General features: G+C 41.6%; 10 protein-coding genes and 1 pseudogene. 6 read left to right on the plus strand and 5 right to left on the minus strand.

Features of this window, described 5'->3' with window-relative positions:
- Positions 1-276: 276 nt before the first annotated feature.
- The 4 genes from ACLKL2_RS10505 (at position 277) to ACLKL2_RS10520 (ending at position 4953) form a co-directional block, all read left to right on the plus strand.
- Positions 277-1422 carry a tetratricopeptide repeat protein gene (locus ACLKL2_RS10505; protein WP_413691574.1) on the plus strand — a complete coding sequence of 382 codons (1146 nt, stop codon included), beginning with the start codon at positions 277-279 and terminating at the stop codon, positions 1420-1422.
- Positions 1423-1568: 146 nt separating this feature from the next.
- Positions 1569-2147 (plus strand): GGDEF domain-containing protein, encoded by a 579-nt coding sequence (locus ACLKL2_RS10510; protein WP_413691575.1) that lies wholly within the window; start codon positions 1569-1571, stop codon positions 2145-2147.
- Between the two features lie 407 nt (positions 2148-2554).
- Positions 2555-3859 (plus strand): MFS transporter, encoded by a 1305-nt coding sequence (locus ACLKL2_RS10515; RefSeq protein WP_113819302.1) that lies wholly within the window; start codon positions 2555-2557, stop codon positions 3857-3859.
- 608 nt (positions 3860-4467) lie between these two features.
- Positions 4468-4953 (plus strand): VOC family protein, encoded by a 486-nt coding sequence (locus tag ACLKL2_RS10520; protein WP_113819300.1) that lies wholly within the window; start codon positions 4468-4470, stop codon positions 4951-4953.
- A gap of 82 nt (positions 4954-5035) precedes the next feature.
- Here the strand turns inward: ACLKL2_RS10520 and ACLKL2_RS10525 are convergent, their stop codons facing one another.
- On the minus strand, positions 5036-5557 hold the full coding sequence (locus tag ACLKL2_RS10525) for an NADPH-dependent FMN reductase (protein ID WP_413691576.1): 522 nt from the start codon (positions 5555-5557) through the stop codon (positions 5036-5038).
- 142 nt (positions 5558-5699) lie between these two features.
- On the opposite strand from ACLKL2_RS10525, the gene ACLKL2_RS10530 reads away from it, so the two are divergent.
- Positions 5700-6605 carry a LysR family transcriptional regulator gene (locus ACLKL2_RS10530; RefSeq protein WP_413691577.1) on the plus strand — a complete coding sequence of 302 codons (906 nt, stop codon included), beginning with the start codon at positions 5700-5702 and terminating at the stop codon, positions 6603-6605.
- A 257-nt stretch (positions 6606-6862) separates the two neighbouring features.
- Here the strand turns inward: ACLKL2_RS10530 and ACLKL2_RS10535 are convergent, their stop codons facing one another.
- From ACLKL2_RS10535 to ACLKL2_RS10545, 3 genes are all read right to left on the minus strand, one after another.
- On the minus strand, positions 6863-7141 hold the full coding sequence (locus ACLKL2_RS10535; protein WP_413691578.1) for a hypothetical protein: 279 nt from the start codon (positions 7139-7141) through the stop codon (positions 6863-6865).
- A 136-nt stretch (positions 7142-7277) separates the two neighbouring features.
- Positions 7278-7502 (minus strand): Lrp/AsnC ligand binding domain-containing protein, encoded by a 225-nt coding sequence (locus ACLKL2_RS10540; protein ID WP_413691579.1) that lies wholly within the window; start codon positions 7500-7502, stop codon positions 7278-7280.
- Between the two features lie 10 nt (positions 7503-7512).
- Positions 7513-7740, minus strand: a complete 228-nt coding sequence (locus ACLKL2_RS10545; protein ID WP_413691580.1) for an Lrp/AsnC family transcriptional regulator — start codon at positions 7738-7740, stop codon at positions 7513-7515.
- A gap of 138 nt (positions 7741-7878) precedes the next feature.
- Here ACLKL2_RS10545 and ACLKL2_RS10550 point away from each other — a divergent pair.
- Positions 7879-8501: pseudogene (locus ACLKL2_RS10550) on the plus strand (LysE family translocator).
- A 93-nt stretch (positions 8502-8594) separates the two neighbouring features.
- On the opposite strand, the gene ACLKL2_RS10555 reads toward ACLKL2_RS10550, so the two are convergent.
- Complete coding sequence (locus ACLKL2_RS10555; protein ID WP_413691581.1) at positions 8595-18830, minus strand: beta strand repeat-containing protein; 10236 nt, start codon at positions 18828-18830, stop codon at positions 8595-8597.

Here is an 18830-nt window from a genome sequence, read left to right on the forward strand (position 1 = left end):
CAAGCTGATACTAATGGAGAAGCTTTATTATGCGCTGATGCACATTATCTACTTGGAGATTTAAATAGAAGAATCAAGAACACTAAACAATCTAAGTTTCATTTTCTACAAGCAGCAGATATCTATCAAAGTATAAATGCCGAGGAACAACAAGTTCTTGCATCCGTTGACTACCTTCATACTTTCTCCACTGAAGGACTTCATTACTTAGTAGAAGATAAAATAAACGACATCATTAAGCTTGCAAAACAATACGGTCACGCTTATCCCATTGCTATGGCCTTGATTATAAAAGGGAGAAGCCAATATAAGTTAAAAAAATATGAAGCTTCAATTGAACAATATTCAGAAGCATTAAATTATTTAACTGAATCTGATTATAAAATTCAAAAAGAACGTGCAGAAACTTTCACTAAAATAGCCGAATCCTATAAAAGATTAAAAGACCGAACTCTCATCGGTACTGCATACAAAAGTGCGTTAGACATTTATACAGAGATACAAGACCGTAAATCAATGGCTCGCACCCTGAATGCATTAGCTGAGGTGGAACGAAATCTAAAAAACTATAAAGTCGCCCTTGATTACTCACTAAAAAGCATCAAGGCACAACAGAGCATCGATGACCCGATTGGCCTAGCAAAAGCCCTTTCTGGTGCAGGGATCATCTATCGACTTATTGGGGTATATGATAAATCCCTGTCCTTTATGTACCAATCCCACTTAGTTTATAAGCAACTAAATCATACTAAGGGACTTGCAAAAACATCCAATCAAATGGGATTAATTTATACTCGTTTACATGAATACGAACAAGCTAAGTCTTTTTATAATTTAACTATTAACCTCCCAGAAAACCAAGTTGAAACAAAAACATTAGCTTCTGCCTTGCGAGAGTTAGCAGTGATCAACATTGACTCAGAAGAATATGAATCAGCAAAACAAAAAATCCTACGTGCACATAGTATTTATCAAGAGCAAGGTGATAAGTTATATGAATCAATAACAGCGCGCATTATTGCTAACATATATCATGCTCAGGGCGATGACGAGGCGGCAATTATTTTTTATAAGCGTTCTTTAACCTTAGCGGTTAAGGCAAAAGATAAACTCTATCAGTTAAAAGCAAAAATTCCATTAGCTGAACTATTAATTAACAAAGATACACAACAAGCCATTGAGCTACTAAAATCTTCCTTAGTCATTTCCACTTCCATTAATTCAACATCACATATGCTTTATGCCTACCAAGAATTAAAAAAAGCTGAAAAGGCACAGCATAATTATAAAGCCGCTTTATTTTATGCAGAGAAAGAACTCGCGTTATCTAAAGTGATTGAAAAACAAAAAAATGATGAAAGCCTGACGTTAGTTAAAGCTAAGTTATATTCGCATAAAAAGAGAGAGAACTGGCAGCCTTAAAAGAAAAAACACAACGAGATGCTTTAGAACTAGCCAAAAAAACCAGCGAAGTAGCCCTTTCAGAACAAGCGAAAAGAATCGCTGAATTAGAGCTATCAAAAAACAAGTATGCTAATGCAACGCTCACCGCTTTATTAATTATATGTTTGCTCACAGTCTTATTTATTTATCGACGATTTAATGACTCTCGTAAATTAAACAAACAGTTAGATCAGCTTGCGACAAGAGATCCACTAACCAATTGCTATAATCGCCGAGCCCTATTCACATTTATGAATGAAGCCTTTGAGCAATTCCAACCGGATCAGCAATATTGTATTGTGCTGGTTGATATTGACCACTTTAAAAAGGTCAATGATACCTATGGCCATAATGCCGGAGATAAGGTGTTATGTGAGGTTGCAGCATTATTACAAAATACTATTCGTAAAGATGATATAACTGTACGTTACGGTGGAGAAGAGTTCTGTTTGATTTTAGCGGATACCTTACCAGAGCAAGCGATGCGCATAGTTGAAAACATGCGTAATAAAATTCAAAGTACACTATTCAATGAAATAAATATTACCTGTAGCTTTGGGGTTGCGACCATTCAAGACAATGCAACAACGCCTTCTGAATTAATACATCAAGCAGATGTCGCTTTATATAAATCAAAAGCACTGGGGCGTAACAAATCAACCTTATGGGAATCTAAAATAACAGAAGAAAATACCCCAAATTAATGCCTCTTTATTGTGCAAAATAGAATATAAACATGAACAAACCACTATATTGGTGCTAAATAATTAGCAATGGCTTTCTACATTTCTTCAAGCTATTGATTTTAAATACATTAAATTTTATTCCAGAATTGGCACAACTTTTCCATGAATAAGACTAACGATGATATTAATTAGATGGCCTAAAGATTACGTTTAAAAACAGAAGCAGTTTCTTTTACAAAAAAGCATTAAGTAAGAAGCTATTTTTAACAAGAAAAATAGCTCTAAGAATGAACGTGATGACTATAAATAACCAGTTAAATATTAATATGAGCAATAATTCAGTCCGTGCGACCAACAACATAAATATAGATTGAGTTAAACTCACTAACGCAACTAGGTTATCTCCCATAGCTTATTGGAGTCCTATGATAAATGCCCTGATCCCTGTTACCTCTTTACTGATGTCTAATGCATTACTGTTACTTGGGCATGGTTTGTTACTGACCTTACTTCCTATCGCTGCCAATTCATTTGGTTTTTCCGATACCCAAGTAGCCTTAACGGGTTCCGCTTATTTCCTAGGTTTTGTATCAGGCTGTTTAACCACACCCTTTATGCTAAAAAGAGTGGGACATATTCGCAGCTTTGCCGTCCTTGCCACATCTTACACTGTGGTTATTCTAATCTTTCCTTTATTGCCTGAATTCTATGCTTGGATGTTACTACGCTTTTTAATCGGTTTAGTTATTTCCGGTTTGTATATGATCATTGAAAGCTGGTTAAATGGTAATGCAACCGCACAAAACCGAGGAACCATTCTATCCGTATATACCACGCTTAATTTAATTATGGTGATGTGTGGACAACAACTATTTAACCTAGGCAGTGTTCAAGATGCAATGCTATTTAGCTTAGCGGCTATCCTTATCTCGATTGCCATTATCCCAATTTCATTAACACGTCATGCTGCACCAGTTATGGTGCAACAAGTGAAGTTAAATATGTATAAAGTCTGGGAGCATTCTCATATTGCGTTAATTGGCGCAGTTGTCGCAGGGTTGGTGACGGGCGCTTTTTGGTCTTTAGCCCCTATTTATGCCAAAACCAATGATTTCAATAATATTCAAGTCGGGTTATTTTTATCCTCCACTGTATTAGGTGGTGCATGTTTCCAACTTCCTTTAGGAAAGATATCCGATAAACTAGATCGCCGAAGTGTTTTAATGTACTCAGCGTTAATAGGTTCGCTAGTTTCACTCACCTTCTTCTATTTGCCACAGTTTATTCCCTCTTTTGCTGGGTGGCCGGCCTTCATTTCAGCCTTTTTCTGGGGAGGAACTTGTATGACGCTTTATGCAATATGCTTAGCGCATGCTAACGATAATGCAACCTCAGAAGATTTTGTTGAGATAAGTAGTGCGATGTTAATTACCCTAGGCTTATCATCTGCGATTGGGGCACCATTAGCCTCAGTAAGTATGAGTCAACTGGGTGCAAATGGACTATATGCTTTCACTGGAATTTGCTTAATCATCTTCTTTGTTATTGTCTTATTTAGACGTCGTAGCCATATTCCCCCTTCTATATTAGAAGAAAAAGAGGAGTTCCGAAGTGTCACAGATATGGCAGGACCTACCGCCTATGAAATGGATCCACGGACTGAGACTGAAGTTGACGATCCGCTTCAGCCTCAAACTCCCTCAATGCAGCAAGATCAAGCAAGCAAGTAACTTTCTATCAATGACTTTGCTATATTTGTTGTGAATTCAACAATATTAACCTGTAATCCATGACAAATGAGTTAACTTTACGTATGAATTAATATTAATGCTTAGTAAAGGAATAATAGATGTTAACGGCACAATATAAGAGTTTGATAGTGAGGTTATATCATGGAGAACTGGGGTTAGTTAAAACAGTATGGTTATATGCTGTTGTGATTAATGTGATCTTATTTAGCTTTTTTCTTTTGCCCTTCATTACCCTTATTAAAATATTCCTCTTATTCCTGCTCCTGAGTTATAACTTAATTGTTATGTCTGGCATTTGGAATGCCTGTGAAACCTATTCTGGAAAGCACTTTTGGATTGCTTTGAGTAAATGTCTATTAATATTAAGCTACTTCACATGGGCGATTGGAGCTTTTACTCTTATTAATTCGATACTTACCTTATAATCAGAATAAATAATCTCTCTCACACCCTATAAATAACAAAATATTATCATATTGATAAAATACGATAATTTTAAATTATTTAAAAGCCAGCGTACTATCTCCTCATCGAAACAAAACATGTATTAAACAATATATGTAACAAATAAAAAGTAGGAGAACGTTATGAAAATGAATCACGTAGGTTTAATGGTTGGCGATATGGACAAAGCTGTTGAGTTTTATACTAAAGCGCTAGGTCTTCGCATTGTTATGAACAACACTAAAGTACAGGAAGAGCGTGAAACTGCAATCGGTAGAATGTGTGTTGCTGTATTTGGTGAAGGTTTTAAAGGTTTCAATATCGCACACTTAGTAACAACTGATGGCATTGGTGTTGAGTTATTTGAAATGAAAGAGCGTCAAGAGCGTCATGAAGTTGATTTCTCTCGCCTTGGTATTTTCCACTTCTGTCTACAAACAGATGATTTTGAAGGTGCTATTGCTCGTGTTGAAGAGTATGGCGGTAAAGTACGTATGGATATCATGCGTTACCATCCAGAAGATGATAGCAAACCAGCTAAAATGGTTTACTTAGAAGACCCGTTTGGTAATTTATTTGAGTTCTACTCACACACTTACGAAGAAACTTACGCAACTGATTACTCATAATCAAATGACGGTTGTTTAACAGTTAAGTTTTAAACATCAAGGCTACTAAATATAGTAGCCTTTTTTATTGGTTAAGTACTTTCTATAATTGATTAATAACACTTTGTATTTTTTCAACAAGCGATGGATTCGTTAATTCACCCTTCTCTACATCAAAATTATCATAAAAATTAGGCACAGATACAGAGCCTTTTACATCAGCAGCAAAGAAATGAGCAGAACCGACTGCTGAAGCTAATACACTGCCTGCACCACCTGGACCAGGGGATGTCGCTAACATGATCACTGGTTTATTTTGAAACACCTTCATATTAATACGAGAAGTCCAATCAAAGAGGTTTTTATAAGCTGCAGTATAAGATCCATTATGTTCAGCAAAAGAGATAACAATCATCTCGGCTTCACCCAGTTTTTGATAAAAAGCTTTTGCAATCTCTGGTTGCCCTAATGCTTTTTCTCTATCTTCACTAAATAGAGGCATCTCGTAATCATTTATATCTAACAATTCTACTTGGGCATTTTCAATCTGTTTTGCTGTGTAATTAACGAGCTGTTTATTAATTGAGTTTTGACTAGATGAGGCTGCGAACGCAAGTACTTTCATGCTCTCTTTCCTTTATTTAATAAGATTTGATAGATACACTTTAACTTAATGCTATTTGTTGATTAACCTGCATTTTGTGAATAGATTATTTCCATATGGCTTTGAATAGCCATGATTTCTGCTTACCCAACTAAATAGGTCTATGATGGAAGCTAAAAGCACTCTCTTGGATGGTATGGTTATTTTTGCGCATGTCGTTCAGTCTAGCAGCTTTACTGATGCGGCTGAAATAACCGGACACTCGACGTCTTATATTAGTAAGGAGGTCAGTAAACTAGAAAGTCGGCTAGCTGTGCGCTTATTACATAGAACCACACGTAGTTTAAGTTTAACGCCAGAAGGTGAGCTATATTTTGAAATGGCAAAACAAATTATTGAAGATGCAGAGAATATTGAAAATACCATTATTGGTAAGCAAGGAGAGCCACAAGGTTTATTACGGATCAGTTGCCCAATATCCTATGGGTTATCTAGACTGAGTCCGATTCTAAGTGATTTTACTGCTAGGTATCCGAAGATACAGCTTGATATTGATTTGAATGATCGAAAAGTTGATCTGATTGCAGACCGTTTTGATATTGTTATTCGAGCGACTACACAGCTTGAGGATTCTACGCTTGTTAGTCGTCGTATTACGCAGTCTGAAGCATTAGTTTTAGCCTCACCTGGTTATTTAGCTAAACATGGTACACCACAACACCCCTATCAATTAGATCGTCACAAAATAATTAGTTATAACAATATAAAGCACCCCAATATATGGCAATTTAACGACCATAATGGTGAATTAATTCAGGTTCACTTAGACACCCATGTACTAACCAATAACTCAGCTCTGGAAATAGATTTAGCCGTTGCCGATCAAGGTATTCTTCGTGTACCACGCTTTACTTTAAAAGATGAATTAACAACCGGAAAGCTGGTAGAGCTCTTCGCTGATTGGCCCAAACCAGCAATCGGCGTGTATATGGTTTATCCAAGCCGAAAGCATATGTCATTAAAGGTACGTAGTTTTATTGACTTTGTAATGGAAGCATTAGGTGATTAACCAATCATGGGCACATCATGGGTAATAAGCGCTACCATCAATCACTAAGACGGTGCTTGTAAAACGACAGCTTTTTGCACCATTTTCTAATCTAGTTTTATGTGAAACCATACCCGTTTCTAGATTAGTTGCGATTAGGTCACTGGTATAATTGAATGTGATCGCGTCTTGCGATGATGTCCATTTAAATTCAACTCGAGATTGATAAGACTCACCAGAAACAGAGTATTCAATAAAGTAACCTAACCCATTTGCATTTAATACATAGATTTTATCTTTGCCGCTATTCTCCCGGTACCAATTAAGTTCTGATTACAACTGCGGTCGGTAGGTTGATTATTAGCGCTGTTACTTTGTTCCGCTACTTCTAATTGCTTCGCCATCTCATAAAGATCAGCCGGAACGGCGTCACCTCTCTGCTCTAACTGGCTAATTTGATCTTTAATCATTAATAATTGTGCGCTATCTGCCAATATTTCGATATTAAACAGACACACAGAACTTATCATCATCAATAAACGACGTTTAAAATACATATAACAATCCTTTGTTAGTTGTACTAATTATACCGAACTTATTTGAGTCATCGGTATGAATTTCAATTTGCTTATATAAAGAGTATCCACAACAATCTATTTATTCAATAGCGATTAGCCGATACTTACTTTTGAACTATAACACTAGACTTTGCTGTTGTTTAAAACACGATAACAACATATAAGAATGTAACCCAGAAATAAAACTCGTTTGGAAGGTGTTATTCACTAAAATGTTAAACTCATTCATATTTTTACAATGTACTCGCAACATAAAGTCGTATTCACCAGTGATTGAATGGCACTCATAAATCTCAGGAGTTTCTTGTATTAAGTTAATGGCTTTTTCCCGTGCATTCATTTCACTTTTTCTATATTGCAACATAATAGAAGCGGTGATCCCCAATCCCGCTTTTTTTATTTAATACCGCTGCATAACGTTCAATAATGCCAACTTCCTCTAGTCTTTTTAAGCGACGAAAACATTGTGAGGAGGACAACCCAACTTTCTCAGCTAATGTTAGACGTGGAATTTGGCTATCTTTTAACAAAAAATTCAAAATGCGAACATCATATCCATCTAATGGTAAGTCATGCATGATTTAAAGCCTTATTTTACATTTAATGCAATTATAGTTGCATAAATATCAGTTCAACAACGTTATTTTGCAAAGAAACGACTATCACTCTCGCGTTACATTTATGCCTATTATCTCTCTCTATACAGTCACGGAAAAATGATGAGTTTAGCTATTTTAGGCGTGTTTATTCCGACCTTCTTTTTTGTGTCAATCACCCCGGTATGTGCATGACCCTAGCACTAAGTTTAGGTATGAGTATCGGTTATAAACGCACTTTATGGATGATGTTAGGCGAAATTATTGGTATTGGGTTAGTCTCTACTGCTGCGATTATCGGTGTTGCTTCTATCATTAATAGTTACCCGTGGTTATTTACTATTTTCAAATTTATTGGGGCAACTTACCTCCTTTATTTAGGTGTGATGATGTTGCAATCTAAAGGTAAGCTGGCCATTGGAATTGAAAAAAATAATGCACAAACACAAAATAACAAAGCACTATTTATACAAGGCTTTATCACTGCCATTGCCAATCCTAAAGGCTGGGCTTTTATGATCTCTTTGTTGCCACCTTTTATCAACAATGAACAACCTTTAGCACAACAAATGTTAATTCTTGTGGCGATAATTCTTACTTTCGAATTTATCTGTATGTCACTCTATGCCGCAGGAGGAAAAGGCTTAAAACACCTTTTAGCCAGCACAGACAATGTACGTTTAATTAATCGTATTTCAGGTAGTTTGATGCTCGGTGTTGGAGTGTGGTTAATGCTTTCTTAACCTTTTAATATAGAAACACACTAGCTACCACAGATAGCTAGTGTGTTTTATTGAGGTTATACCCATTACATTAAATAATATATAAGTATTATTCTAAATAGTTTCTTCCATATCTGCAGAGGTTGAACTTGTTGCATAGACATCAGAATCATCAGAAACAATTAGTGCACCATCCTCAATTAAGCCATTGATAATAGTTGTGTCCTCACTGCCGTACTCAGTCACTAAGTCAACATCATCTAAAACGATATATTGTGTGACTTCATCGTTAACAACTTCAATGGTGGTATTGGTAACACCTTCATCATCCGTATCAACAGAGAAGTTTAAGTACGAATCAAGCGTATCACTAGTTGCATCAACAAGTAACTCACTTGAATCAAGCACATCTTCACCATTAAGGTGGAAATCTGTAATGCTATCTGTGTCATTATTAGCATTGCTATCAAACTCCCAAATGAACGTATCTGTACCATCACCGCCAGTTAATATGTCATTACCTAAACCACCGGTTAACATATCATCACCAGCCCCGCCAACTAAGGTATCGTCGCCATCGGTGCCGACAAGAATACTATCAACTCCATCAACACGTATCGTTGCAGTGGCAATATCAGTAGTATCTCCATCGCTAATAGTGTACTCAATGTCAAAGGTTTGCGAGTCTCCTTCGTCCAAGGTTGCACCTAACTCTTCACTTGGTGTAAATACTATTTTACCATTAATTAGCTCACCGCTACCTACCACAAGTCCGTCAACAGTAATATCGACAGCATCACCACCTTCACTAACACTTTGGCTTTGGATTTCGGTAATGGTCAGGTCATCATTATCACTATCGCTATCATTAGCCAATACATCAATAGCAATGGCATTATTCTCATCAGTAAAAATAGCACCTTCAGTAATAGAGGTATCTACAGCAGGTAAATCTTCTGTTACATCTACATTTGTTTCTGCATCATCATAGTTAAGGTCAAGACCAAGTACTTCGGTTGTTTCACTGCCATCAGCTTGCGTTCTGGTAAAAGTAACTTCATCACTTACTGTTCTTGATAACGTCATATTTTGCACTACATAAGTACCATTAGACCCTGATGTAGTTAACTCAAAGTAATCTACTGGCGTATCTGTAGTAAACGAATAGGTATCTACATAACTACCACTTTCTCTGTAAGCTGATTGAGTTTCAGTTGTTCCATCTTCAAAATAAGCGGTAATACTAACTTGCGTTGCATTACTGCTCGATTCATCAAAAACCCCTAATCCATCGAGCGTGAAGGTCACTTCATTAATGTTTTCACCTTCAACATCTATAACGAGTGTTTCTCCTTGACTTAACCCGGAGCTATCGCCATTACCAATACCGTTACCAACATGAGTATTTCCGTTCCAAGCAGTTAAGACTTTTGAGTCATTTGCATCTGTCGTGCTGATAGAACTTGTGATTGTCGCATTATTAATAACAGCAACGACTTCTGTTCCATCTGCATTAAGCGTTCCCCAATCACTAACACTAGCCACAAAACTCGAGCTACCATCATCACCAAATGAACCAACGCCAATATCGACAGAGTTTAACTGGATAGCTTCTGTATCAGGTACAAATTGTACCTCTGAATCAGAGTCATACTCTTCACCGACAACCATATCAACCCACACACCATCAACAGAAACTTGTACGGTGCCATACTCTGGCTGTTCATCAAGACGAATTGTTGTAGCATAGGTAGCCTCAGTATCATTAACAGCCGTAGGAGCATAATCTACACCATTAATAGTAATTTCGATCTCTTTGGTATTATCATCCGAGGTTTTCACCGTAAGGATATCGGTTAATGTTTCGCCCTCATCTAAATCTTGGATATCAGCTTGGCTATTATCTGCTGTATAAGTCCAATTACCGTTTTCATCAATAGCAATATCACCATAAGTTCCTTCAATAACACCTTCGCTAAAGGTAGTTGTATCTGAAGTATCTGTATCCGTTAAAGATAAACTGCCCGATGTAGTCAAGGTATCTGCATCATCTTCGGTTACTTCACCTGTAGCATCCCCTGAAATGACTGAGATATCATCAGTACCGGTAATGGTTATCGTTATCTCTTGCTCGGCACCATTTAACGAAACGGTATACACTTCAGTTAATATTTCACCTGCGGCTAAATATTGAACAGCGCTATTATCAACTTCATAAGCCCATTCACCATCTGAGTTGATCGTCATTTCACCTAATGCGACATCACCTTCTTCAGCGGGGATAAATTCAACTGTTGGTTCGAAGCTTTCGCTATCATTAGTGTCAACATCAACAAATGTTAAGGTGCCTGAATCCGTAAGAGTTTTCTCTCCACTAACCGATTCATCTTCTGTTACTTGACCTTCTGCGCTATCACCAACACTACTATCAACGATGATTTCAGTTGCATCTTCAGCTCCGATAATAACGATAGTAATGGTTTCTTCTGTTCCATTTAAGGTGACTGTATATGTTTCAGTTATCGTTTCATTGATATCTAGATGTTGAACCAATGAATTATCAACGCTATAACTCCAATTACCATCATCCTCTAATAAAACACTACCTAATTGACCTAAACTTGAAGTAGAGTTTGTAAAGTTTATTTCAGGTTCAAAATTCGCACTATCGGTATCATCAAGGTCTCCAAAGTCAAACGCACCTTTTGTTGTTAAGAAACCAGGCGTAGCGTCGTCGTCATCTTCAAAAATTCGAGAAAATGCGGCTTCACTACCTACTGGATCAATAGTAGTTGCATCATCTGCACCATTAATTGTGACGGTAATATCATGTGTCGCCCCATTTAATGTCACCGTGTACACTTCTACTAAAGACTCCCCCTCACCAAGATATTGAACTGCACTGTTATCAACTTCATAGGTCCAATTGCCTTCTGCATCAATGGTTATTTCACCTAGCGCTGTATCTCCTTCATTTGTTGGAGAAAATGCCACTGTAGGATTAAAGTTTTCACTATCTTCAGTATCAACATCTGAGAAGGTTAATGTGCCTGAATCAGTTAAGGTTTGCGCTGCACTAACCGCTTCATCTTCAGTTACTTGGCCTGTATCACTATCTGCATCTCCCACAATTATTTCAGTAGGGTCATCCACTTTATTAATAGTGACATTAACCGTTTCCTCTGTACCTTCTTCATTTATGTAAGTAAAACTATCTGTACCATTAAAGTTAGCATTTGGTGTGTAAGTCACTGTACCATCACCGTTCAGTACAACCGTACCATTAGCACCATTACTCACTGAAGCAACAGCTGATACTGCGCTATCTTCATCTGTATCATTAGCTAATACATCAATAGTAACTGCAGTGTCTTCATCGGTAACATCTGAATCTGAATTAGTAATAGTCAGATCATCAACAATTGTCACACTTGGATCAACCGTTACGGTATCACCATCAGTGGTGCCATCGTTTGGAATCAATGTAAATGCTGGTAACTCTTGACCACTGTTCACTAGGTCAGCACCGACTTGGGTTAACACCACCGTGCCATCAACCAATGCATAGTTAGCGGTATCGCTTAAGGTCACCGTCACCTCATCGCCATCTTCATCGAAGGTCTCGAAGGTAGCAACGGTCGCGCCTTCAATGGCACTTCCATCATCTTCAGTAAAGTCGTTGCTGACTAGGTTAATAATTTCTGGCGCGTCGTTAACAGTCTCAACACTTGGATCAACGCTCACCGTCTCACCGTCAGTGGTGCCATCGTTTGGAATCAATGTAAATGCTGGTAACTCTTGACCGCTGTTCACTAGGTCTGCACCGGCTTGGGTTAATACCACAGTGCCATCAACTAATGCATAGTTCACCGTATCGCTTAAGGTGACCGTCACATCATCGCCATCTTCATCGAAGGTATCGAAGCTTGCTACCTCTGCGCCTTCAGCGGCACTGCCATCATCTTCAGTAAAGTCGTTGCTGACTAGGTTAATGATTTCAGGGGCATCATTAACAGTCTCAACACTTGGATCAACCGTTACGGTATCACCATCAGTGCTGCCATCATTTGGGATCAGTGTAAATGCTGGTAGCTCTTGACCGCTGTTCACTAGGTCAGCACCGGCTTGTGTAAGGACAACCGTGCCATCAACCAATGCGTAGTTCACGGTATCGCTTAAGGTGACCGTCACATCGTCGCCATCTTCATCGAAGGTCTCGAAGGTCGCAACGGTCGCGCCTTCAACGGCACTGCCGTCATCTTCGGTAAAGTCATTGCTGACTAGGTTAATGATTTCAGGAGCATCATTAACAGTCTCAACACTTGGATCAACGCTCACCGTGTCACCGTCAGTGATGCCATCATTCGGAATCAGTGTAAATGCTGGTAGATCTTGTCCACTGTTCACTAGGTCAGCACCGGCTTGGGTTAACACCACCGTGCCATCAACTAATGCATAGTTCACCGTGTCGCTTAAGGTCACCGTCACATCATCGCCATCTTCATCGAAGGTCTCGAAGGTCGCAACAGTCGCGCCTTCAACGGCACTGCCGTCATCTTCAGTGAAGTCGTTGCTCACTAAGTTAATGATTTCAGGGGCATCGTTTACTGTGGTGACACTTGGATCAACGCTCACCGCATCACCATCTACCGTGCCATCGTTTGGAATAAGTGTAAATGCAGGTAATTCTTGACCACTGTTCACTAGGTCAGCACCGGCTTGGGTTAACACCACTGTGCCATCAACTAATGCATAGTTCACGGTATCGCTTAAGGTCACCGTCACCTCATCGCCATCTTCATCGAAGGTATCGAAGCTTGCTACCTCTGCGCCTTCAGCGGCACTGCCATCATCTTCAGTAAAGTCGTTGCTGACTAGGTTAATGATTTCAGGGGCATCATTAACAGTCTCAACACTTGGATCAACCGTTACGGTATCACCATCAGTGCTGCCATCATTTGGGATCAGTGTAAATGCTGGTAGCTCTTGACCGCTGTTCACTAGGTCAGCACCGGCTTGTGTAAGGACAACCGTGCCATCAACCAATGCGTAGTTCACGGTATCGCTTAAGGTGACCGTCACATCGTCGCCATCTTCATCGAAGGTCTCGAAGGTCGCAACGGTCGCGCCTTCAACGGCACTGCCGTCATCTTCAGTAAAGTCGTTGCTCACTAAGTTAATGATTTCAGGGGCATCATTAACAGTCTCAACACTTGGATCAACGCTCACCGCGTCACCATCAGTGGTGCCATCATTCGGAATCAGTGTAAATGCTGGTAACTCTTGTCCGCTGTTCACTAGGTCAGCACCGGCTTGGGTTAACACCACCGTGCCATCAACCAATGCATAGTTCACCGTATCGCTTAAGGTGACCGTCACATCATCACCATCTTCATCGAAGGTCTCGAAGGTAGCAACGGTCGCGCCTTCAACGGCACTGCCATCATCTTCGGTAAAGTCGTTGCTCACTAGGTTAATGATTTCAGGGGCGTCGTTAACAGTCTCAACACTTGGGTCAACAGAAACTGTTTCGCCATCTACCGTGCCATCGTTTGGAATAAGTGTAAATGCAGGTAATTCTTGACCGCTGTTCACTAGGTCAGCACCGGCTTGTGTAAGGACAACCGTGCCATCAACCAATGCGTAGTTCACGGTATCGCTTAAGGTGACCGTCACATCGTCGCCATCTTCATCGAAGGTCTCGAAGGTCGCAACGGTCGCGCCTTCAACGGCACTGCCGTCATCTTCGGTAAAGTCATTGCTGACTAGGTTAATGATTTCAGGAGCATCATTAACAGTCTCAACACTTGGATCAACGCTCACCGTGTCACCGTCAGTGATGCCATCATTCGGAATCAGTGTAAATGCTGGTAGATCTTGTCCACTGTTCACTAGGTCAGCACCGGCTTGGGTTAACACCACCGTGCCATCAACTAATGCATAGTTCACCGTGTCGCTTAAGGTCACCGTCACATCATCGCCATCTTCATCGAAGGTCTCGAAGGTAGCAACAGTCGCGCCTTCAACGGCACTACCGTCATCTTCGGTAAAGTCGTTGCTCACTAGGTTAATGATTTCAGGGGCATCGTTTACTGTGGTGACACTTGGATCAACGCTTACCGTCTCACCGTCAGTGGTGCCATCGTTTGGAACCAATGTAAATGCTGGTAGCTCTTGTCCACTGTTCACTAGCTCGGCACCCACTTGGGTTAACACCACCGTGCCATCAACCAATGCGTAGTTCACCGTATCGCTTAAGGTCACGGTGACCTCATCACCATCTTCATCGAAGGTCTCGAAGGTAGCAACAGTCGCGCCTTCAACGGCACTACCATCATCTTCGGTAAAGTCGTTGCTCACTAGGTTAATGATTTCAGGGGTATCGTTAACAGTCTCAACACTTGGATCAACACTTACCGCGTCACCATCTACCGTGCCATCGTTTGGAATCAAGGTGAATGCTGGTAGCTCTTGTCCACTGTTCACTAGGTCAGCACCGGCTTGGGTTAGCACAACCGTGCCATCAACTAATGCGTAGTTCACCGTATCGCTTAAAGTCACGGTGACCTCATCGCCATCTTCATCGAAGGTCTCGAAGGTAGCAACAGTCGCGCCTTCAACGGCACTACCGTCATCTTCGGTAAAGTCGTTGCTCACTAGGTTAATGATTTCAGGGGCATCGTTTACTGTGGTGACACTTGGATCAACAGAAACTGTTTCACCATCAGTGGAGCCATCGTTTGGAATCAATGTAAATGCTGGTAACTCTTGACCGCTGTTGACCAAGTCAGCACCCGCTTGTGTAAGGACGACCGCACCATCAACCAATGCGTAGTTCACGGTATCGCTTAAGGTCACCGTCACATCATCGCCATCTTCATCGAAAGTCTCGAAGGTCGCGACTTCAGCGCCTGCCACCGCACTGCCATCATCTTCGATGAAGTCGTTGCTCACTAGGTTAATAATTTCTGGGGCATCGTTAACAGTCTCAACACTTGGATCAACCGTTACGGTATCACCATCAGTGGTGCCATCGTTTGGAATCAGTGTAAATGCTGGTAGCTCTTGTCCACTGTTGACTAGGTCAGCACCGGCTTGGGTTAACACCACTGTGCCATCAACTAATGCATAGTTCACGGTATCGCTTAAGGTCACCGTCACCTCATCGCCATCTTCATCGAAGGTATCGAAGCTTGCTACCTCTGCGCCTTCAGCGGCACTGCCATCATCTTCAGTAAAGTCGTTGCTGACTAGGTTAATAATTTCAGGGGTATCGTTAACAGTCTCAACACTTGGATCAACGCTTACCGCGTCACCATCTACCGTGCCATCGTTTGGAGTCAAGGTGAATGCTGGTAGCTCTTGTCCACTGTTCACTAGGTCAGCACCCGCTTGGGTTAGCACAACCGTGCCATCAACTAATGCGTAGTTCACCGTATCGCTTAAAGTCACGGTGACCTCATCGCCATCTTCATCGAAGGTCTCGAAGGTAGCAACTGTCGCGCCTTCAACGGCACTGCCATCATCTTCGGTAAAGTCGTTGCTCACTAGGTTAATGATTTCAGGGGCGTCGTTAACAGTCTCAACACTTGGGTCAACAGAAACTGTTTCGCCATCAGTGGTGCCATCATTTGGAACCAAGGTGAAGGCAGGCAGCTCTTGACCGCTGTTGACCAAGTCAGCACCGGCCTGGGTTAACACCACCGTGCCATCAACCAATGCATAGTTCACCGTATCGCTTAAGGTCACCGTCACATCATCGCCATCTTCATCGAAGGTCTCGAAGGTAGCAACGGTCGCACCTTCAACGGCACTGCCGTCATCTTCGGTAAAGTCGTTGCTCACTAAGTTAATTATTTCAGGGGCGTCATTAACAGTCTCAACACTTGGATCAACCGTTACGGTATCACCATCAGTGGCGCCATCATTTGGAATCAGTGTAAATGCTGGTAACTCTTGACCGCTGTTCACTAAGTCGGCACCCGCTTGGGTTAACACAACCGTGCCATCAACCAATGCGTAGTTCACCGTATCGCTTAAGGTCACCGAGACCTCATCGCCATCTTCATCGAAGGTCTCGAAGGTAGCAACAGTCGCGCCTTCAACGGCACTACCATCATCTTCGGTAAAGTCATTGCTCGCTAAGTTAATGATTTCAGGGGCGTCATTAACAGTCTCAACACTTGGGTCAACAGAAACTGTTTCGCCATTTACCGTGCCATCGTTTGGAATAAGTGTAAATGCAGGTAATTCTTGACCGCTGTTCACTAGGTCAGCACCGGCTTGTGTAAGGACAACCGTGCCATCAACTAATGCATAGTTCACGGTATCGCTTAAGGTGACCGTCACCTCATCGCCATCTTCATCGAAGGTCTCGAAGGTAGCAACAGTCGCGCCTTCAACGGCACTGCCGTCATCTTCGGTAAAGTCATTGCTGACTAGGTTAATGATTTCAGGAGCATCATTAACAGTCTCAACACTTGGATCAACGCTCACCGTGTCACCGTCAGTGATGCCATCATTCGGAATCAGTGTAAATGCTGGTAGATCTTGTCCACTGTTCACTAGGTCAGCACCGGCTTGGGTTAACACCACCGTGCCATCAACTAATGCATAGTTCACCGTGTCGCTTAAGGTCACCGTCACATCATCGCCATCTTCATCGAAGGTCTCGAAGGTCGCAACAGTCGCGCCTTCAACGGCACTACCGTCATCTTCGGTAAAGTCGTTGCTCACTAGGTTAATGATTTCAGGGGCGTCGTTTACTGTGGTGACACTTGGATCAACGCTTACCGTCTCACCGTCAGTGGTGCCATCGTTTGGAACCAATGTAAATGCTGGTAGCTCTTGTCCACTGTTCACTAGCTCGGCACCCACTTGGGTTAACACCACCGTGCCATCAACCAATGCGTAGTTCACCGTATCGCTTAAGGTCACGGTGACCTCATCACCATCTTCATCGAAGGTCTCGAAGGTAGCAACAGTCGCGCCTTCAACGGCACTACCATCATCTTCGGTAAAGTCGTTGCTCACTAGGTTAATGATTTCAGGGGTATCGTTAACAGTCTCAACACTTGGATCAACACTTACCGCGTCACCATCTACCGTGCCATCGTTTGGAATCAAGGTGAATGCTGGTAGCTCTTGTCCACTGTTCACTAGGTCAGCACCGGCTTGGGTTAGCACAACCGTGCCATCAACTAATGCGTAGTTCACCGTATCGCTTAAAGTCACGGTGACCTCATCGCCATCTTCATCGAAGGTCTCGAAGGTAGCAACAGTCGCGCCTTCAACGGCACTACCGTCATCTTCGGTAAAGTCGTTGCTCACTAGGTTAATGATTTCAGGGGCATCGTTTACTGTGGTGACACTTGGATCAACAGAAACTGTTTCACCATCAGTGGAGCCATCGTTTGGAATCAATGTAAATGCTGGTAACTCTTGACCGCTGTTGACCAAGTCAGCACCCGCTTGTGTAAGGACGACCGCACCATCAACCAATGCGTAGTTCACGGTATCGCTTAAGGTCACCGTCACATCATCGCCATCTTCATCGAAAGTCTCGAAGGTCGCGACTTCAGCGCCTGCCACCGCACTGCCATCATCTTCGATGAAGTCGTTGCTCACTAGGTTAATAATTTCTGGGGCATCGTTAACAGTCTCAACACTTGGATCAACCGTTACGGTATCACCATCAGTGGTGCCATCGTTTGGAATCAGTGTAAATGCTGGTAGCTCTTGTCCACTGTTGACTAGGTCAGCACCGGCTTGGGTTAACACCACTGTGCCATCAACCAATGCATAGTTCACCGTATCGCTTAAGGTCACCGTCACCTCATCGCCATCTTCATCGAAGGTATCGAAGCTTGCTACCTCTGCGCCTTCAGCGGCACTGCCATCATCTTCAGTAAAGTCGTTGCTGACTAGGTTAATAATTTCAGGGGTATCGTTAACAGTCTCAACACTTGGATCAACGCTTACCGCGTCACCATCTACCGTGCCATCGTTTGGAGTCAAGGTGAATGCTGGTAGCTCTTGTCCACTGTTCACTAGGTCAGCACCCGCTTGGGTTAGCACAACCGTGCCATCAACTAATGCGTAGTTCACCGTATCGCTTAAAGTCACGGTGACCTCATCGCCATCTTCATCGAAGGTCTCGAAGGTAGCAACTGTCGCGCCTTCAACGGCACTGCCATCATCTTCGGTAAAGTCGTTGCTCACTAGGTTAATGATTTCAGGGGCGTCGTTAACAGTCTCAACACTTGGGTCAACAGAAACTGTTTCGCCATCAGTGGTGCCATCATTTGGAACCAAGGTGAAGGCAGGCAGCTCTTGACCGCTGTTGACCAA

Origin of the sequence: Psychromonas sp. KJ10-2 (assembly GCF_047323255.1) — a bacterium.
Lineage (GTDB): Bacteria > Pseudomonadota > Gammaproteobacteria > Enterobacterales > Psychromonadaceae > Psychromonas.